Raw genomic sequence first — 19,057 nt, forward strand, 5'->3', positions numbered from 1 at the left:
CCTAACTATCAGATAAATCATTGAGATAGGTCTCAACAAACTGACACAGTTCAGGGAAGAACTGTTCAAAACACGCCTGATACGAGGAAAAGTGGTCAGCGACTTCTGTACTTGCCCCTGCCAATTGATTCTTAAATCGAATTCTTCGACTAACACCGTTTATCGCACCATCAACTGACGCGAAATGTTGATACCCCAACAGCCAATCGCCAGCGGCCATGCGCTTTACCATGGTATTCATAGCATTAGGCATAACATCGTAATAGTCGGGAAAAAACGAATAACACTGGCGACTAAATTCGGCAAGTTCCGCTTGCTGATGAAGCGACCAATGCTTTGTATTAATATCGCGCCAGTTGAGCGCAATCAAATGATCAAAGACAATATCACTAATGATACCCGCAAAGCGCTGACGCTCAGGAGTAAGCAATGCTTTGAGCGCTCGAACTTGCGGGTGATTATCGGTGAATTTGTCAATCGCGCGATGAAGCTTTACGCCGGCAGCAATCTTATTTGGCAAACGTTCAATCGCCTGTCCTTTGATAAAATCGCCCATTAAATTACCGATCATCACATCGGTATCCGCGGGCGATAGTAGCAAATGAGCGAGGTAGTTCATCGCTTTGACGGCTTAACTTTCGAAATCAAGGGCTATTGAGGTGCAGCCCTTGGCACAGCAAATTTCTCCGCCTTCAACAGATTTACCTTGGCGATAAAACGCCAGGGGCTGCTGACAGTTTAAGCAATTGACTGACTTGCCTGCCAACACCTGCTTGATAACATTTTTTTGCTTGAAAAAAGTATCGCTGCTGGCTTTTTCTAGCCCTTTAAATTGCTGTTTTAGTTGCGTCAGTTGCGCTTGATCAAACATCAGCTTTCAACCTTTTCTTTCAGTTACATCGAATTGCGTTAAAAGTAAAAACCGTCAAACTGACCAGCAAAGGTTGGTGCGTGTTCAATTAACAAGCTTTGATAAGCCATAATGTTTTCATAACTCGGCACCATGAAAGGATAGGCGGTAATTTCCCACGGATGGCTATCACTACCTTGGTATGGACTAAACGATAGCTTTTGATTATTTTCTAATAATAGTTGGCCAAACTTTAATGCTTGTTCATCGGTAGGAAAAATAACTGAAAATTCGACTTCTCGCTCTAAACTTAAATCATCCCCTTCAAGCATTCGTTGCCATAATGCATTGCCAAGTTCATCTTCAGGAAAAAGTGTTAAATCACGTGTGGTCATAAAATAAATCTGTATAAGTACATCTAACGCCATAGTAACACAACAAGAGCTGAGCTTTCACGGCTTTGATTTGTTACAATATACCTTCATTTAACAGTCTAATTTTTACCAATGAGTCGATTTCAATTAACCATTTACATTAACGAAGCCACCGACAGGTTAATTGAATTAATAGAGCGCGAACTGCATCACCAATCTGAACAAGTAGAAGAACAAGCCTCGGTTCAAGTATTAAGTAAACAAGAAATTAAATCCGCGATAAGCAAGGGCGCCCTGTGGTTAACCCGAGCTAACAGCACCCGTCGACTAAGGCGAGTAAAAACCTCATTACAGCCGAAAGATAAGTTGAGCTTTTACTACAACCTTGACGTTCTTAACAGCACAACCGAACCTGCGCAATTAATTGAAGACTTTGGCGATTACAGTATTTGGTATAAACCCTATGGCATGCTTTGCCAAGGCTCAAAGTGGAGTGACCATTGCACGATAAATCGATTTATTGAGATAAATGACTCGTTAAAGCGGCCCGCGTTTATCGTGCACCGGTTAGACCGAGCGGCAACGGGCTTAATCATCATAGCCCACAAAAAAAGCGTTGCTAAAGCGCTTAGCCAAATGTTCGAGCGGCGCCAACTTGCTAAGTATTACCAGATAATTGTGCACGGACATGCCGAGCTTGAACAATACGTTGTCGATAGCGACATAGATGACAAACCAGCAAAGAGTACGTTTTCACTGCTTAGTTATCAGTCTGCGCTTGATATGTCTTTGCTATTAGTAAAAATAGATAGCGGCCGCAAGCATCAAATTAGAAAACACGCCGCTAGCATCGGCTTTCCAGTGGTTGGTGATCGTTTACATGGCAAGCCAACAGCGTCTCAAAGTAATGAATTTGGTGAAGCCCAACCAGATCTGCAACTGTGCGCAGTGAAGTTAGCGTTTACTTGTCCATTAACGCAAAAGAATACAATTGTAGAATTACCCGAAGTACTAAAACCTAGTTTAGCCAAACTAACAGACTAACGATTCCAACAAAAATAAGAACGAAATAACAAGTCAAAAAAAGGCACTGTATTGGTATTAGATAAGTACAGTGCCTTTCAATTATTTATCCGCCTAACTAAGCGTTAAACAGTAAAACTATGCGTTACGCAATAAAACTAAGAGTAAGATTATGCGCAATAGTTAAAATCGTCATCTGCTAATAGTTCAAGCTTATCGCCAAGGTAGTCGCTTTTGGCAAGCTGTTGCATCAAGGCTAACCCTTGTTCGCGCTCGGCTTGGCTCATGGCGACATAAGGCAAACGGAAGTTAGGCGCAACCGCATCTGTCATCGCCATGACAGTATTGAGCGGAATTGGATTTGGTTGACTAAACAACCAGTTCATCAACGGTTTTAACGAGCTATTTAATGCATCTGCATTAGCATCATCCATTAAAGTGCGCATTAGGCCCGGTACCAAGTTTGAGGTCACAGAGATAACACCGTGAGATTTGTATTGATGGCGGCCAGTAAAACACTCGTCGTCATTACCTGACCAACAAGCAATACCTTGTGCTTCATAGTGACCAATACGCTCGTTACCGGCACACTCTTTAATACCAATGAGATTTTTATGACCAGCGAGTGGCTCGATAATATCTGGACCTAAATCCTGCCCCGTGCGACCCGGAACATTGTAAATAAAGGCTGGGCCAATATCTAAAACACGTTCAAAGTGTTGCTTTAAACCGGCGTCTGACGTGCGACCGTAATAAGGGTTAATTTGCAAGGCCGCGTGCATACCTGTTGCAAAACCATTTTCCGTTGCTTTAATCGCTTCACGGGTGTTATTACTGCCGGTATTACCAACAATAATTAACTCTTTGCCGTACTTGTTGACACTGTGAGCTATCAACATGAGATGCTCTTCCCAGCTCATCAACTGGCCTTCGCCTGTTGTGCCACCAACAATAATACCATCAACTTTTGCGGCAATTTGTTGCTCAACTAACCAGTCGTATTTAGCTAAGTCGATATCACCTTTTTGATTATAAGGGGTTTTGATGGCGGTGATTAAACTCGCTTGCTTGATCTGCTCTAGGTTCATTATTTCGTTTATTCTCTTCTAACAGTTGCCGGCTTGTTCGGCAATTCTCTTCAACTGATATATTTCTTGAGTGACAATGTGTTGGTATCGAAACACTTGGCCAGTCAATTCAAGAACTTTGTACGCATGATAGTTTTGTTCATCTGCCAAGTCAGCAGCGTAGTGTTGCTCGTCAACAAACTCACTTTTGGTCATGGTAAAATGAATATCACCCACTAAGCCCCAGTCCCCTAACTCAATAATTTGTTCGGCGACTTCTCCTTTGGCGTTTTGGCTGACAAAGGTAAACTCAAAACTGCCGTCTGGAGAAATGTGAGCGTATTCACTGATCTGACAACCATTTTCATCGTATTCAGTACGATACCATTGTCCTATAAGCATGTCTCGTGAATAGGTGATCATCTTTAAATTCTTCAGTAATTAGGTATGTGGTTTTCGTTTAAAAATCACACGACTTAGTGACAACGCCAGAATAAGCGAAGAAAGCACAATATTAATTTGGCTACAGCCAGTGTGATAGTTAACGATTGCTTGGGCTCGATAATAACATAGCCCCAAACGTAACTCACCAGTAGATGCGTTGAGAACACGCAAAATTGAGTTTACATTCAGGGCTTCATTGAAGGTTGGTTAATAACCTTCGGTTTGAAATGCCAAACTACAAGTAAAGTTTACGTAATTGAAGGCTCATTACTTATCCAAACTAAACTGAATAATAAGCAAATCAATGTCTGCATCTGAGTCATTTATTAGTCCGTGCTCACCATAAGGCTTGTTTTTGATCATATCGCCTTTTTTAACCTTCACTTCTCGATTATCAATAGTCATGGTGCCAGTGCCTGCCAAAATGATGTACATCTCTTCATTGTTACCATGTTTGTGATAGCCAACAGTGCTATTGGGCGGAATCACTTGCCTATCAATAAAGTCACAGTTGCTAACAAAGTCTGACTTACTCCATATTTCATATAGTTCGACAGAGCCACCCCCCTCATGAGCAGAGTGTTGTATTTGCTTTTCAGTTTCTAAAAAATTACGAATCACTTGTAATACTTCCTGTGGATATATTGTCCCAATAAACTGGCTTTACGTTTGTTGATAACTCACAATGCAAATTACTGCCGCACTGAATGTTTAAATCATTTTGGCACGCCCAGTTTAAAATATCTTTAAACATGGCTAAACCATAATCATCATATGGTAAATGTATCCACGCCACTGGAGTACCATATAAAAACGCTAAAAACTTTGCTGCACTGTCACAGTTATAAACAGACGACTGAAGGTTGTTAATAATACAAAAAGAATTAAATTCCGCCTCAGTTATTTCCCCTTCAGCAATTGCAATGATTAAATTATCAGAATCAACTTTAGAGGGGATATTCGACAAACCTAACACTAGGTCGCCGAAATCATGAGATAATAATTTGCCAAAGTCTGGATCTAGTAGCCGATTTGGGCGGGAGTATAATTCTAACTCAAATACTTCATCCATAAATTTAATCCTATCATGTGTTTAACTTCAGCTTGGTAAAAATTAGAGTGCATTAGTTACTAAAACTATTAAAAAACATCACCATTAAGAGCTTATTTAAATAGTAATTTTCGACAGCATGCGTTCTGAGTTTCAGGTAGTTAACTCTTTTCTGAGTCCCGCCACTTCTCCATTTTTGCTAGAATATTTGGATAGCGCCAGCCAGTAATAAATACTATTGGCATGACAAAAACTAAACTGGAAATAACAAGAAATATCATTCTTTGCATGTTTGGAATATCAGCTAAAGAATAAGCGTGAAAAAGGACCTGTGCACTTCCTAATGTCACGATAAAACAACCAACAGCAATTAGGTAATGAATAAACAGATTTTTAGCCGTTTTACTTTTAGCGATTTGTTTCATTTGCAATCTACAGTGAAGTTCTGTCGCTAAAGCACAAACGATTGCTGAACAAATAACTAAAAACACTTCGTAGATCATTACTGACAGCCTTCCCCGAACAAAGCTTCAAGCTAAAAAACAGTGTACAAAAAAGCCAGTGATAAAACACTGGCTCAATCTTAGTTTTTTTATAATTTGAATCAATAACTAGTCCGCTTTTAAGCTAATACTGCCATTGACGCTCTCTAGCATAATACGTGCATCGCCGCTGCCAACTGTACCTTTTAAGCTACGTCCTGAAAAAAAGCCTTTTTCAGCAACCAAACCAAAGTCATTTTTGATACTGCCGTGGTTGGTATCGGCAACAACTTCAGCACTGAGATTATCTGGTACTGATAGCTTAATGCTGCCATTGACCGTGGTGAGTTTAATTTTATCTACCGAGCTCAATTGCTCATAAGATACTTTGACGCTGCCATTGACAGACTCTAAATCACCGTTGTCGGTTAAACCGTTTGCTTTAATTGAGCCGTTGACTAATTCTGCGCGAATTTCACCGTCAATTCCATTGACGACAAGCGAACCATTGACTAAATCAATATCCGTTAACGCCATACCGCGAGGCAATTTTACTTGATAAGTGACTTTAGAGTAATTACCACTTTCACTCCATTTTGAAGCATTATGGTACTCAGTTTTAACAAAAACCTTGTTGCCCTGCTGACTCATCTGCACCTCAGTTTGCTCGAGTGCTTTTTGACTTTTCGCTGCCTTTTCTGCAACCACTTCTATAGTATTTCCGGCCCAGCTACTCACTGTGACCTTGCCATTGATGTTTTCCAAAATAAACTGACTACCTTGGTCAACGGTAAAACTATCTTTTACTGTTTCACGGCTAACCCCGGCGTCAGCCATTGCTATGCCGGAAACTCCCATAACGACTACTGTTAATGCGATCACGCTTGTTTTTATTGGTGTTAAAGTCGATGTTAAAAATGTCATTGTCATCTTTCCATTTAGTCAATTTACTCACTTAGATGCACCGCCGATAAATAGGGTTTAAACCGAGATTCAATTTTCTTTTATTTTTTTACTTCCATATTACCAGTAACTTGCTTAGGCTATCGCCATCACACACGATAACAACAGCTTATGAATGCTCTGAACGTCCAGTTATTACTCACCGGCAACGAAATAATGTCAGGCGATGTTGTCGATTCAAACTCAGCGATGATCGCGCAGCAGCTCAAAGATATAGGTATTGAAGTGCGACGCCGAGTCGCAGTCGCTGACGACTTAACACTGTTAATCAACGAGCTCATCCACCTATCAAAACAAGCTGATATTGTCATCGTTAACGGCGGTTTAGGGCCTACAGTTGATGACTTAACCGCTCAAGCCCTTGCGCAAGCCGCGCAAATCCCTTTGGCTGAACATTCTCAAGCACTGGCTCACCTTGAAACTTGGTGCCAACAACGAGGTATTGCCTTAAGCGAGCCCAACTTAAAACAAGCAATGTTACCTGAGCACTGCGATTTAGTTGCTAACCGACTCGGCAGTGCTGTAGGTTTTAGCTTGTCACTTAACCAATGCCTTGTTATCTGTACGCCTGGCGTGCCAAGAGAGTTAGAGGTTATGCTGTCAGAGCAAATCATTCCTCATATTAAGCAATTGTTACCCGCTCAGCAGCAAAGTAAAACAACACGATTACAAGTATTTGGCTATGGAGAGTCGACGCTACAACAAGTGATTAGCCAGCACTGTCCTGATTGGCCAGCAGCACTGGAACTGGGTTTTCGCGCAAGTCATCCTATGCTTGAAGTGAAAATTACTAGCCACAGGCAAATTGACAAAGACTTACATCAACACTGGTTGGAGAAACTCTTGGGCTTGGTCGGCCAGCACCTAGTTAATGTTGTTGAGGATAAGCCAGTTAAGCTTGCGCAAGTTGTTAATAACTTGCTGGCAGAGCAACAGCTCAAACTAACGACAGCAGAGTCTTGCACAGGTGGTTTAATTGCCAGCCAAGTCACTCAAATTGCTGGTTCATCTTCGGTTTTTGAAGCGGGTATTGTCAGCTATGCCAACAATATCAAAGAAAAGTTGTTGTTTGTTCCCGAGCAGGTATTAACTGAATTTGGCGCAGTAAGCGAACAAACCGTAGTTGCCATGGCACAAGGCGCACTTGTTCAATCAGGCGCAGATATCGCAGTTGCCGTCTCTGGTATCGCAGGCCCAGGCGGTGGCAGCGAAGACAAACCCGTCGGCACCGTATGGCTAGCTTGGGGTGACAAAAACGACATCAAGCGAGTGTGTTTGCGCATTCCTGGGCCAAGAATTCAATTTCAGCAACGCGTCAGTACCATAGCATTAGATTTGGTGCGTCGTTGGCTATTAAAATCGAATGAAATGCCGATATATATTAAAGAAAGAGCCATCAACAGCAAGTAGCGACAGATGATTGACATTGCGTCAATATTTAAAACTCTATATATTGTGCGCTAACAGCAAGTTAGGCTGCTTAGTTAAGTTGAGTAGAGGGTTTGCCATTTTGCTCGGGTAAACTATAACTATTAAGTCAGCATTTACCATAGGTAGGGGACAGTTTTGATCGAGAAGAATTACATTACAAGTGGTCGAAATACGATCATTCACAAAGTAAAAAAAATCGACTTGCTCATCGTTAACGGTGGTCATCAAGTCGTGATTGTGAGCCATCGCGGTTTAGGTAGTTACAATGGCAACGTGCCATTTAAAAAGTCTGAAGCCAAAAAAGCGTATCAAGAAGTCATTGATTTAGCGTCGATTGAGGTATTTGGTGAAGAGAAAAAGTTACTTTTTGTTCAAGCACTTGACGGCAAAGAGTACAAAGTAGACTACACTAAAGAAGGTACACCTAACTTTATCAAAATTCACCAAGACAGCTACATTTAGTCGAGGTTAGGTCATTATAGAGGCAGCAACGATGACCACGGTAAGCCTAGTCAGTAACAAGCAAAACAATATCGATCTAGTAATAGAGCCAGTTAAAACCGCTGAGCTCATTACTATTGCCGATATTGACAAGCTTATTGACCAAGAAGGCTATCAAGATCTCGCTCGCCTCGACGATAACATCAAAAATGCCCTTGCCGAACTCAGTGAGCAACTTAAAACCCTCACAGGCGAACAACAAGGCAAAAAAATTGTCTACCAAATTCTCGAGCGCTTACCTGCAAAGCTTTCTGTCACCATAGACAAAGACGAAATGACCGCCATTGCTGACATTACAACAGCACAAGGCGGCAAGCACCTCACCGCACAAGAAATTCTCGACGGCGCGAAAGCCTTGGGCGTTCGTAAGGGCTTTCGCAAGCAAGCCCTAATCAACTTAACTAAGCAAGCGCACAATTCCCCTGCAGGTGTTAGCGTCAACGCAGAAATCGCTTTTGGTAAACTACCTGAAAAAGGTAAAGACACTCGGATTAAACCGCTGGTAGAAAGCGCACAAAACCGAATTTTAAAACCGCAAGAGCGAGAAGATGGCACTGTCGATATGCGCGACTTAGGCGCCATTATTTGCGTCAAGGTTGGCGACCCTCTGGTCGAACGAATCCCATTTACAATGGGTGTTCAAGGCTACACAGTAACTGGCACTGTTTTACACCCAGAACCAGGTGAAGATAAAGAGTTAGTGCCAGGCGAAGGAACAGAGCTCGATCCAAAAAATAACAACTTGTTACTTTCAACATTAGTTGGCTTACCAAAAATTACCAATAACGGCATGGAAGTCGATCAGGTTTTTATTACGAAAAACGTCGATGTTGGCAGTGGTCATATTGATTTTGAAGGCAGCGTTATCGTCGAAGGCGACGTCAAAGAAAACATGCGTGTTAGCGCTAGCGGAGATATTACCGTAGGCGGTTTTGTCGAATCGGCAGAGTTAAAAGCAGGTGGTGATATCACCATAGCGAAAGGCATTATTGGTAAAAAACAGGACGTTGAAACCACCAGTGTTGAAGACATACACATGAGTGCTTGCTTAAAAGCCGGTGGCAATATTTTTGCGATGTACAGTCAATATGCACAAATAGAATGTCAGGGAAATATGCGCATCGAAAACCAATTGATGCACAACATTATTCACCTAAACGGCTCTTTATGGGTCGGCGAAGAAGAAAAGCTAGATGGTAAACTCATCGCTGGCTACATCAGCACCAACGAGTCTGTTTACGCAGGTACCATAGGTGCTACCGCAGGTTCCGCCACGATCATCGTATTTAAAGACAAACTGGCATCATTACGCGCCGAACTCGAGATTATCAACGAAAAGTTTCACATTGAGTCTAGCCAAGTAGAAGAGCTGCAAGGCGCGGTGAAAAAGCTTAAAGCCTTGCCAAAAGATAAAGCAAAGCCGGAATTACTTACCAAAATTGTCACCGCCTATAAACAACACGCCAAGCTCATGGGTGAATTATTGCTGCAAAAACAAGCCCAAGAAGCGAGTATCCAAGATTACCTAAACAATACCTTTGTCGAAGCCCGAGAAAAACTATTTCAAGGCGTAGAAGTCCATTTAGGTGAACTTTGTGAACGCAGTAAACGAGAGTACGGCCCCAGTAGAATGCGTTATCAAGACCGTAAGATAATTGTTGATCCTATTGTTAACGACTAACAACTCTCTAGAATAAACGAACTACACGACTACTTTTCACGCCCAAGTCATATTTTTTTACGACTAGCTCACCCACGACACTGCAAATAAGTGATAAAATTTAACAATATCTGTTTATCGTCATCGCAGTTTTTAAGGGTATTGTTGTGAAATTCAGCTTATTTACCAAACCTCGTATTTTGGGCTTAGCTCTTAGCTTAATGGCCTCTAGTGCTTATGCCGATCACTGCTCCGTCAACTTCAACTACGGTGTAGTGATAGACCCTAAACACGTTCGTTTTCTCGATCACGGTCAAACCAAAGTACAAATAAACGGTGACCACCAGCTGTTTATTAGCGGTCGTGAAATACAACTGTCAACACTACAACAAAAAGAGCTCAGCCAATACACTCAAGGTATTCGCAGCCAAGTCCCAGTTATTGTTTCAATTGCTATTGAGGGAGTCGAAATTGGCTTGAAAGCAGTTAATACAGTAATCGGTGGCCTAACCGGCGAAAACAGCCAAACCCATCAAAAATTCCAAGAAAAGTTTGATGATTTACATTTGAGGCTGCGCAAACGCTTTAATCACAGCGATCAAAGTTACTATATTGCGCCACAAGACTTTAATGACTTCGACGAAATTTTTGCTGGCCAATTTGAACAAGAAATAGAAGAAATCATCAGTAGTTCACTGGGCAGTATTTTGGTCGCTGTTGGTGAAGCGATGACCGCTAGTGAAGATCAAAATAGTGAAGCTAGGGTTGATACCTTTGACGATCGCATTGCTAGTTTGAGCCAAAACCTCGAATTTGAGGTAGGTGACAAAGCTAAAGCACTTGAGAGCCGAGCGGCAATGTTCTGTGATAAATTACTCGAACTCGACAAGCTCGAAGACAATATTCAAATGAATATACCTCAACTGGCTAATTTCAACCTAATTGATGCCGGCCAAGATGACGCTCACCAATCTCAATAATGATTTGTGACTAAGCAAACTAATAAGAAAAAAGGCGCTAAAATTAGCGCCTTTTTCGTCTTTAGCAATAGCTTACATATTTGGATAGTTCGGGCCACCCGCGCCCTCAGGCGCTACCCAAGTAATATTTTGGCTCGGATCTTTGATGTCACAAGTTTTACAGTGAATACAGTTTTGCGCGTTAATGACAAACTGCTTCCCTTCTTCGGTCTCTTGCACTTCATATACACCAGCCGGACAATAACGCTGAGCAGGTTCAGCGTATTTTTCCATATTTACCGACAACGGTATCGTCGCATCGGCAAGTTTTAAATGACATGGCTGCTCTTCTTCGTGGTTAGTATTTGACAAAAATACCGAAGACAGTCGATCAAAACTCAACTTGCCATCAGGCTTTGAATAGTTGATCACTGGAGCATCACTTACTTGCTTCAATTGGGCGTGATCTAGCGAATAGTCAGTAAAGTTAAACGGTAACTTACCACCAAAGAAGTTCTGATCAACGGTGGTATAAGCGCCGCCCCAAAAGGTGCCTAACTTATGCATTGCCGGAGTAAAGTTACGAGTCCCGTAAAGCTCTTGATAAAGCCAAGAAGCCTTAAACTTATCTTCATAGCTAGTGAGCTCTTTACCGCCCTCGTCACCGCTTACCAATGCCTCAGCAATCGCTTCAGCGGCAAGTAAGCCCGACTTCATGGCAGCGTGATTACCCTTAATTTTAGCGGCATTCATGGTGCCAGCATCACAGCCAACCATAATAGCACCCGGCATAACTTGCTTGGGCAATGAGTTAAAGCCGCCTTTAGCTAAGGCTCTGGCGCCGTATGAAACGCGCTTACCACCTTCTAAGTATTGACTAATTTTTGGGTGATGTTTGTAACGTTGAAACTCTTCAAACGGGCTTAAATGCGGATTTGAGTAACTTAAATCTACGATTAAACCGACGAAAACCTGATTGTTTTCAGCGTGATATAAATAGCCACCGCCGCCAGTGTCATTGCCCAGCGGCCAGCCCGCAGAGTGAACGACTAAACCTTCTTGATGTTTCTCTGGGTCAATATCCCAAATTTCTTTAAAGCCAATGCCGTAGTGCTGTGGCGATTTGCCGTCGCTCAAGTTGAATTTATTGATCAACTCCTTACCCAAATGGCCGCGACAACCCTCGGCAAATACAGTGTATTTAGCTCTTAATTCCATGCCAGGCATAAACGAGTCTTTTTCGTTGCCGTCTTTGTCTAAGCCCATATCACCAGTAACAATGCCGGCAACGCTGCCGTCGTCATTATAAAGTACTTCTTGCGCGGCAAAGCCCGGGAATATTTCAACGCCTAGCTGCTCGGCTTGCTCCGCTAACCAGCGGCATACATTACCCATACTCACAATGTAGTTGCCCTCATTGTGCATGGTTTTTGGCGTCATAAAGCCGGGTAACTTGTGGGCACCTTTATCACTGTTGAAGTAATAAATATCGTCGCCTTTCACTGGCGTATTTAGTGGCGCACCTTTTTCTTGCCAATCAGGGAATAGCTCACTTAATGCAGTCGGTTCAAAAACAGCACCTGATAAAATGTGTGCGCCGACTTCAGAGCCCTTCTCAACCACGCAAATCATTAGTTCTTGTTCTTTTTCTTGTGCAAGTTGCATTAGTCGACATGCCGTTGATAGACCCGAAGGCCCAGCCCCAACAATGACAACGTCAAACTCCATCGATTCACGTTCCATAATTCCCCCCTAAAAATAATTTAGCTCGCTTTTACTTGCCAAAGTAGCTCGCTAGCCTAATTAAAATAGGCACTTAGCGTTAGCAAATAAAAATATCGCGATTAAACTTGGTATTCAAACACTTGTTTGATAATATCGGTTGCCGATGAAAAATTCAAACACTTGTTTGATTTTTTATTCGATTAAATGCTAGGTTTTAATAGCACCGTAAATGACAATTTACTAATACTAGACTTTTACCCTACTTAGAGTCGAGTTTAACACTCTGAGTACAATTGACTAATTTGTGGCAACTTATTAGGCTGAACGTAAACGTAAACGTAAAGATACAGGCGAAATAGTAATGAAAATATTAGTTCCTATTAAACGCGTTATTGACTATAACGTGAAAGTAAGGGTTAAGGCTGATCAATCAAATGTTGATTTAGCTAACGTTAAAATGGCCATCAACCCGTTTTGTGAAATTGCTGTTGAAGAAGCTATTCGCTTAAAAGAAGCTGGTGTAGCGACTGAAGTTATCGCCGTTTCAATTGGCGAAAAGAGCTGCCAAGAGCAATTGAGAACAGCATTAGCACTTGGTGCTGATCGCGCGATTCAAATCGATACCGACCAAGAAGTTGAGTCGTTAAACGTTGCCAAATTACTACAAAAAGTTGTTGACGAAGAGCAACCAGGCTTAGTGATTTTAGGGAAACAATCAATCGACAGCGACAACAACCAAACCGGTCAAATGCTAGCAGCACTCACCGGCATGCCTCAAGGTACTTTCGCCTCAAAAGTTGAAGTTGCAGACAATAAAGTTGCGGTTACTCGTGAAGTTGACGGCGGTTTACAAACAGTTGCCTTAAACTTACCTGCTATTGTGACTACTGATTTGCGTTTAAACGAACCGCGTTACGCAAAATTACCAGATATCATGAAAGCTAAGCGCAAGCCGCTAGATGTAAAGTCAACAGCTGATTTTGGTATTGATTTAACTCCTCGTACTAAGCTACTTAAAGTAACGCCACCGGCAGAGCGTGAAGCGGGCATTAAAGTAGAAAGCATTGATGAATTAATTAACAAATTAAAAACTGAAGCCAAGGTGATTTCATGAGCATTTTAGTCTACGCAGAACACGACAATAATCAGCTTAAAGCTGACACCTTAAAAACAGTTGCTGCTGCCCAGCAAATTGGTGGTGACATCGACGTGCTAGTGGCGGGCGAAAACTGCCAAGCAGTTGTTGAGCAAGCCGCTAAAATCAGCGGTGTACGCAAAGTACTTGCCGCTGACAACGCTGCCTACGCTAACCAGTTGGCGGAAAACGTTAGTTTGTTAGTCACTGAACTTGCCGGCGATTACGACCACATTTTAGCTACTGCGTTAACAACGGGTAAAAACTTTATGCCACGCGTTGCCGCAGTTTTAGACGTTGCACAGGTTTCAGATATTATCGCAGTAGAAAGTGCCAATACCTTTGTTCGCCCTATTTACGCTGGTAATGCAATTGCTACGGTGGAAAGTCAAGACAGCAAAAAAGTAATCACTGTGCGCGCAACAGCATTTGATGCAGTCGCTACCGATGGCAGTGCTGAAGTAGTCAATCTTGACCAAGCGACTGACGCGCAAACATCAAGCCATGTGAGCGATGAATTTACAGAATCAGAACGCCCAGACCTTGGTGCTGCAAATGTGGTTATCTCTGGTGGTCGCGGTATGCAAAACGGCGACAACTTCAAGTTACTTGAAGGTATTGCTGACAAACTTGGCGCAGCTATTGGTGCTTCTCGTGCCGCTGTTGATGCCGGCTTTGTACCAAACGACATGCAAGTAGGCCAAACCGGTAAGATCGTTGCGCCAGACTTGTACATTGCCGTTGGTATCAGTGGTGCAATTCAACATTTAGCGGGTATGAAAGACTCTAAGGTTATCGTTGCGATCAACAAAGACCCAGAAGCGCCGATCTTCCAAGTGGCTGACTACGGTTTAGAAGCCGACTTATTTGACGCCTTACCTGAACTTGAAGGCAAGCTATAATTCATTACAAATAAATGAATCGATAAAGGGATTGCACTGCAATCCCTTTTTTTATGTTCACGAGTAAAGAGACCTTACGAGGTAAAGCGAAGCATGGAAGCCAGAGCCGAGGAAGAGCGGTCAGACTTTTTGTTCCTGACAAAGTCTAAGTACCAACATCCATGTTGGCAATAACGCGGTGCCATGATCTCTACCGCCATCCTTGGCTGTCGAGACATTAGTGCATTCATATACGTCAGATGGCAAAGAGCGGATATATTCAGTACCTTGTCTTAAATTACCGAGAACTGATAGCAACAAGATTGACAAATGACGATAAATAGCGCATTTTCCGCATCCACAGTTTTATAATCGTCAGTACCTTATCATGCCAAACCACGACAACAACTTAGTCTATTCAACCGAAAGCGGTCGCATTCACCAAGAAAAAACAGAAAAAGTGACACCGTCAGACGGCTTTGCGAAAGTAAGACGCGAAACTAAAGGTCGTAAAGGTAAAGGTGTGATGACTATTTCGGGCTTAGGCCTTGATAGTAAAGCGTTAAAAGCGCTTGCCAGCAAGCTCAAGAAAACCTGTGGCTGTGGTGGTAGCGTTGTCGGTGAAACTATCGAAATCCAGGGCGACAAACGCGACGCCATCAAACAAGTATTAGAAAAAGAAGGCTTTAAAGTTAAATTTATCGGGGGATAGTAAACCAGTGAGTAAAATAGCCGTTAACGAACTTTCCATGCTGTTGGTAGAACCATCAGACACTCAACAAAAAATAATCGTCAACAAACTCAAACAACAGGGTTTGACTGACATCGTCACCGCTAGCACCATGGAAGAGGCTAAAGACATTATCGGCAAGCACCCTAGAGATCTAATTGCTAGTGCAATGTATTTCGACAATGGCACTGCATTGGATTTGCTCAAACAAGTGAGAAAGAGTGAGTATCCTGACACGCCATTTATGTTAGTGACCAGCGAAGTAAAAACCGCACACCTTGAAGAGTTTAAACAATCGGGTGTTATCGCACTGTTACCAAAGCCATTTACCGCAGAGCATTTGTCGTCAGCTATTGAAAATACTATCGACCTACTCTCTAGCGACGAAATGGATTTAGATTATTTCGACGTTAAAGAAATTCGAGTTCTCTTAGTGGATGACAGCCGCTTAGCGCGCAACCACATCCGCCGAGTACTCAACAACCTAGGACTGGAAAAAGTCACTGAAGCAATCGATGGTCAGCAAGCAATCGAGTATATCAATGAAGAAATGTTCGATTTAGTGGTAACAGACTTCAACATGCCAGAAGTTGACGGTCGAGGCCTGACTAAATACATTCGCGAACAAAGTCAGCAATCTCATATCCCGGTATTAATGGTCACCAGTGAAAGTAACGAGAGCCACCTTGCCAACATTGAACAAGATGGTGTCAATGCTCTGTGTGATAAACCTTTCGAACCCAAGTTTGTTAAACAAGTTTTATACAAACTGTTAAATGAATAACTGATAAAAACGCTCAAAACCCATTAGTTTTGAGCGTTTTTGGTTTTGCCTTCACGCGTCTAAGAGCTTGGCCTTACTGGTATATTCTTTTATATGGTCCAAAAACAATCGCGTTTTTTGAGGGATAAAATCTAGATTAGGATAAAGCGCTACCATCTTCGACTTTGGTCCTTTCATTTCAGGTAATACTCGTACCAACTGCCCAGATTTCAAATATTGATTCACAAACATATCTGGCGCAAAAAACATCCCGACACCCGCGAGTACATTTTCAAACAAAGCTTCGACGTTATCTGAGACAAACCTCGCATTGTTCAGCCTCACTTTTCGTCCATCAGACAATTCAAATGCTCGCTTTTGATAATAGATTTTCGACAATACAAATGGCTGTGCTTCGAGATCTTCAATACTTTCTATCCTTGTGACCCCTTCTAAGTAACATGGTGCCGCGTAAAACCCGATGTCATAACTGACTAACGGAATTCTGCGATAACTAAGAGAGTCTATCTCATAATTATTGCTCGTGATTGTGATATCACTTTCACTACTAGGCGGGCTACCAATTGGCAATACCGATAACTCAATATCAATCTCAGGGTACTTAGCCAAAAAACTTGGCAAACTGGGGCTAATAATTTTAGAACCAATTAAGGTGTTGCCTGCTACTTTTAGTTTACCTTGAGGTTGCTTACTCAGCTGCTTAACCGTCACCACGGTCTCATCTAACTCAGCGAGCAAGTATTTCATTTTCTTGGCAAATAACTCACCAGTTTCAGTTAGCGTTACCCTTCTCGTGGTTCTTACCAACAAGTTAGTTTTTAACTGGTTTTCCAAATAGCGAACCTTCTTACTTACTGTAGAGGCTGACGATCCCATTTTTTCAGCAGCAATTTTAAAATTTTTGTGCTCTGAGACCAGTAAAAAAGCTTTTGAACAATCGACAAAGTCCACATTATTTCCATTTAAGACAAGAACCATTTCAATAATGTCTATTTATGAAACTATAAGCAAACTTTATTATGCCAACACAGACCACAACTAAGCTCTAGATATGAAAACAATGACAGCACACTGCGATATAGGTTTATTCCAAACTAATCATTACCAACAGTTTTTTGAATTGGTTGATAAAAATCGCAATAGATTGGGAAATTTTTTTACCACCACCTTAAAAAAAACAGAAAGCTTGGCATCGACTAAAGTATATTGTGACGAGATCACTCAAAAAACTGCTGAAAAGTCATTCTTTGTATTCGCGATAACATCATTAGAAACTAACGATATGATTGGCTACATCGACGTAAAAAACATTGATTGGCAAAACTCTGAAGCAGAACTTGGCTACTTTGCCGACAGCTGCATAGAGGGCACAGGTGCCATGCACCAAGGATTAATGTACGTATTAAACTGGCTAGCAACTGAAACTGACTTACAAACCGCTTTTTGTCGTATACACGAATCAAACACAAGAAGTGTTAAATTGGCTGAACGCGCGGGTTTCTCATTCAAAGAGATACTGGTTAACAATTACCTTCAACCTGACGGAATAACGGTTGATTTATGCAAATATACCAAATCACTAAGGTAACACTCGCGGCTTTATTGATTATCTCTAACAAATTCAACAAATGAATACTGGATAAAACAATGAGCAAAGTAGTACTGTCAGGCTTTATTATTGTCCCAAAGCAAGACCTAAAAACGATAAAAGCAGAATTAGCCCACCATATACGACTTACGCGCCAAGAAGCTGGCTGTATTGTATTTAACGTCATTCAAAACGAAGAGCTAAGCACTCGATTTGACGTTTACGAAGAGTTCGTTGATCAACAAGCTTTTGAGCATCACCAAAAACGCATCAAAAAATCAAATTGGGGAAAATTGACAAAAGACGTACAGAGAAGCTTTAACATAAACTAATTGAATAAGCATCGTCTCGTTTTTTAAAGGATTAAATTCTTTATTAAAAAAGCGGCTACCAGCCGCTTTGCTTAATTTTAGCTACCAAACTCTTAGATTTCTTGGCTATGGTGAGATGCGCTGATTACGTTAATACCAGATAGCTCATCAATGTTGTCAGACATTTCATTTTCAAGTTGATCGATTACCACAACACTTTGACACAAAGCTTCAGCTCTGGTTTCGATGTGTTCTGCGCGTTGCTCCATTTCTCGCTCAATGCGTTGGCCAAAATCTTCCATTTTTTGCTCGAACGAACTCATATCACCACCCGCAGTTAACAACTCCTGACCAACAGCAATTAGTAAGCTGCCCATTGACTGCTTGATGGTTCCCTCAACAACTTCTTCCACTTCTTGTTCAAAATCTTCACCCAGTATACTATCAACGGTTTTACCGTCTTTATCGATTGTATAGGTAGCACTTTGCTCGAACCTTTCTGACACTCTAAGCTTTATAGAAGTTAGTTTTTCGGTCAATTCAGTGCTAACCTTGTTGCCCTGTCCCAAGAGCTCGTTGAAGGCCAAATTAACTCCTTCAATGGCTAAGTCAACGCCATCAATAGCGACAGCTTTAACTTCAGGTACAGTGCCGCGAATTTTTTCTGAAAATTCATTAACTAAACTTTGCTGACCACGAGATAGCGAGACGCGCTTACCATTAACAAAAAGCTTGTGATCGTCTTCGATATAATAAAGCGCTTGATCATTATCAAAAAACTCAATTTTTTCTGGTGATATTCTAACATCGGCATTAAGGTTAACATTACAAGAATTGTGTGCTTGGGCTACTGGAATAGCCATAGAGCCTGCGATCAATGTTGCACCAATAAGCATTGAAAAAATTGATTTGTTCATAACGTCTTCCTTTAATTAAATAATGGAACTATCCGCGTTGCGAGTAGCTTTGAATTGTTATTAACAAAACCAATGCCAAAATTAAAAGCCATATCTTTCAATAAGATAAATAAAAAACCAAGCAAGAGAAAGTAATTTAAAAGTAACTATTAGTTAAATTAACTATTTTTTAGTCTCCTTC

Annotated in this window: 23 protein-coding genes; 11 read left to right on the forward strand and 12 right to left on the reverse strand. The window is 41.6% G+C overall.

Translation table 11 applies throughout. The annotated features are described in order from the left end of the window. Position 1 precedes the first annotated feature (1 nt). From J7384_RS02135 to J7384_RS02145, 3 genes are read right to left on the reverse strand one after another with little or no spacing between them, the layout of a single operon-like run. Positions 2-619 carry an ACP phosphodiesterase gene (locus J7384_RS02135; RefSeq protein ID WP_209110818.1) on the reverse strand — a complete coding sequence of 206 codons (618 nt, stop codon included), beginning with the start codon at positions 617-619 and terminating at the stop codon, positions 2-4. Positions 620-631: 12 nt separating this feature from the next. Then, entirely contained in the window at positions 632-871 is a 240-nt protein-coding gene (locus J7384_RS02140) for a hypothetical protein (RefSeq protein WP_209110820.1), read from the reverse strand. Positions 872-909: 38 nt separating this feature from the next. Then, on the reverse strand, positions 910-1,245 hold the full coding sequence (locus tag J7384_RS02145) for a ribonuclease E inhibitor RraB (protein ID WP_209110822.1): 336 nt from the start codon (positions 1,243-1,245) through the stop codon (positions 910-912). 111 nt (positions 1,246-1,356) lie between these two features. Between J7384_RS02145 and J7384_RS02150 the strand changes: the two genes are divergently transcribed. Continuing rightward, a complete protein-coding gene (locus J7384_RS02150) occupies positions 1,357-2,268 on the forward strand; it encodes an RNA pseudouridine synthase (protein WP_209110824.1) in 912 nt (303 codons plus the stop codon). A 149-nt stretch (positions 2,269-2,417) separates the two neighbouring features. Here J7384_RS02150 and dapA read toward each other — a convergent pair whose 3' ends face one another. The 6 genes from dapA to J7384_RS02180 form a co-directional block, all read right to left on the reverse strand. After that, on the reverse strand, positions 2,418-3,335 hold the full coding sequence (gene dapA / locus J7384_RS02155) for a 4-hydroxy-tetrahydrodipicolinate synthase (protein WP_209110825.1): 918 nt from the start codon (positions 3,333-3,335) through the stop codon (positions 2,418-2,420). An 18-nt stretch (positions 3,336-3,353) separates the two neighbouring features. Next, positions 3,354-3,737: a hypothetical protein gene (locus tag J7384_RS02160; RefSeq protein ID WP_209110827.1), complete on the reverse strand. Its 384-nt coding sequence runs from the start codon at positions 3,735-3,737 to the stop codon at positions 3,354-3,356. A gap of 288 nt (positions 3,738-4,025) precedes the next feature. Beyond that, a complete protein-coding gene (locus J7384_RS19640; RefSeq protein WP_209110829.1) occupies positions 4,026-4,379 on the reverse strand; it encodes a cupin domain-containing protein in 354 nt (117 codons plus the stop codon). After that, a complete protein-coding gene (locus J7384_RS02170; RefSeq protein ID WP_209110831.1) occupies positions 4,369-4,830 on the reverse strand; it encodes a hypothetical protein in 462 nt (153 codons plus the stop codon). Before J7384_RS02170 ends, J7384_RS19640 begins: the two co-directional genes overlap by 11 nt. Before the next feature lie 140 nt (positions 4,831-4,970). Continuing rightward, positions 4,971-5,312 carry a hypothetical protein gene (locus J7384_RS02175; RefSeq protein ID WP_209110833.1) on the reverse strand — a complete coding sequence of 114 codons (342 nt, stop codon included), beginning with the start codon at positions 5,310-5,312 and terminating at the stop codon, positions 4,971-4,973. Between the two features lie 108 nt (positions 5,313-5,420). Next, positions 5,421-6,215 carry a DUF4097 family beta strand repeat-containing protein gene (locus tag J7384_RS02180; RefSeq protein ID WP_209110834.1) on the reverse strand — a complete coding sequence of 265 codons (795 nt, stop codon included), beginning with the start codon at positions 6,213-6,215 and terminating at the stop codon, positions 5,421-5,423. A 150-nt stretch (positions 6,216-6,365) separates the two neighbouring features. Here J7384_RS02180 and J7384_RS02185 point away from each other — a divergent pair, with 150 nt between their 5' ends. From J7384_RS02185 to J7384_RS02200, 4 genes are all read left to right on the forward strand, one after another. Then, positions 6,366-7,664, forward strand: a complete 1,299-nt coding sequence (locus tag J7384_RS02185; protein ID WP_209110841.1) for a CinA family nicotinamide mononucleotide deamidase-related protein — start codon at positions 6,366-6,368, stop codon at positions 7,662-7,664. A gap of 156 nt (positions 7,665-7,820) precedes the next feature. Beyond that, the gene (locus J7384_RS02190; protein ID WP_209110843.1) at positions 7,821-8,147 is read left to right on the forward strand and encodes a hypothetical protein; all 327 of its coding nucleotides are present in this window, start codon (positions 7,821-7,823) and stop codon (positions 8,145-8,147) included. Positions 8,148-8,178: 31 nt separating this feature from the next. Continuing rightward, complete coding sequence (locus J7384_RS02195; RefSeq protein WP_209110845.1) at positions 8,179-9,867, forward strand: FapA family protein; 1,689 nt, start codon at positions 8,179-8,181, stop codon at positions 9,865-9,867. A gap of 146 nt (positions 9,868-10,013) precedes the next feature. Next, positions 10,014-10,826, forward strand: a complete 813-nt coding sequence (locus tag J7384_RS02200) for a DUF2884 family protein (RefSeq protein ID WP_209110847.1) — start codon at positions 10,014-10,016, stop codon at positions 10,824-10,826. A 72-nt stretch (positions 10,827-10,898) separates the two neighbouring features. Here J7384_RS02200 and J7384_RS02205 read toward each other — a convergent pair whose 3' ends face one another. Then, the gene (locus J7384_RS02205) at positions 10,899-12,548 is read right to left on the reverse strand and encodes an electron transfer flavoprotein-ubiquinone oxidoreductase (RefSeq protein ID WP_209110849.1); all 1,650 of its coding nucleotides are present in this window, start codon (positions 12,546-12,548) and stop codon (positions 10,899-10,901) included. 343 nt (positions 12,549-12,891) lie between these two features. On the opposite strand from J7384_RS02205, the gene J7384_RS02210 reads away from it, so the two are divergent. From J7384_RS02210 to J7384_RS02225, 4 genes are all read left to right on the forward strand, one after another. Beyond that, complete coding sequence (locus J7384_RS02210; RefSeq protein ID WP_209110851.1) at positions 12,892-13,644, forward strand: electron transfer flavoprotein subunit beta/FixA family protein; 753 nt, start codon at positions 12,892-12,894, stop codon at positions 13,642-13,644. Next, positions 13,641-14,567 carry an FAD-binding protein gene (locus J7384_RS02215; protein ID WP_209110853.1) on the forward strand — a complete coding sequence of 309 codons (927 nt, stop codon included), beginning with the start codon at positions 13,641-13,643 and terminating at the stop codon, positions 14,565-14,567. The genes J7384_RS02210 and J7384_RS02215 overlap by 4 nt, the downstream gene beginning before the upstream one ends. A 367-nt stretch (positions 14,568-14,934) precedes the next feature. Further along, the gene (locus J7384_RS02220) at positions 14,935-15,258 is read left to right on the forward strand and encodes a stress response translation initiation inhibitor YciH (RefSeq protein WP_209110855.1); all 324 of its coding nucleotides are present in this window, start codon (positions 14,935-14,937) and stop codon (positions 15,256-15,258) included. A gap of 7 nt (positions 15,259-15,265) precedes the next feature. Beyond that, positions 15,266-16,060 carry a response regulator gene (locus tag J7384_RS02225; protein WP_209110857.1) on the forward strand — a complete coding sequence of 265 codons (795 nt, stop codon included), beginning with the start codon at positions 15,266-15,268 and terminating at the stop codon, positions 16,058-16,060. Between the two features lie 51 nt (positions 16,061-16,111). Here J7384_RS02225 and J7384_RS02230 read toward each other — a convergent pair whose 3' ends face one another. Beyond that, positions 16,112-17,011 carry a LysR family transcriptional regulator gene (locus J7384_RS02230; protein WP_209110859.1) on the reverse strand — a complete coding sequence of 300 codons (900 nt, stop codon included), beginning with the start codon at positions 17,009-17,011 and terminating at the stop codon, positions 16,112-16,114. Between the two features lie 100 nt (positions 17,012-17,111). Between J7384_RS02230 and J7384_RS02235 the strand changes: the two genes are divergently transcribed. Together J7384_RS02235 and J7384_RS02240 are read left to right on the forward strand one after the other, a co-directional pair. Continuing rightward, positions 17,112-17,648, forward strand: coding sequence for a GNAT family N-acetyltransferase (locus tag J7384_RS02235; RefSeq protein WP_209110861.1), 537 nt, complete (start codon positions 17,112-17,114; stop codon positions 17,646-17,648). A 59-nt stretch (positions 17,649-17,707) separates the two neighbouring features. Beyond that, the gene (locus J7384_RS02240; protein ID WP_209110863.1) at positions 17,708-17,980 is read left to right on the forward strand and encodes an antibiotic biosynthesis monooxygenase; all 273 of its coding nucleotides are present in this window, start codon (positions 17,708-17,710) and stop codon (positions 17,978-17,980) included. 92 nt (positions 17,981-18,072) lie between these two features. Here the strand turns inward: J7384_RS02240 and J7384_RS02245 are convergent, their stop codons facing one another. After that, complete coding sequence (locus J7384_RS02245; RefSeq protein WP_209110865.1) at positions 18,073-18,876, reverse strand: DUF2884 family protein; 804 nt, start codon at positions 18,874-18,876, stop codon at positions 18,073-18,075. Positions 18,877-19,057: the final 181 nt, after the last annotated feature.

This window comes from Endozoicomonas sp. G2_1 (genome assembly GCF_017744155.1).
GTDB lineage: Bacteria > Pseudomonadota > Gammaproteobacteria > Enterobacterales > Alteromonadaceae > JAGHQT01.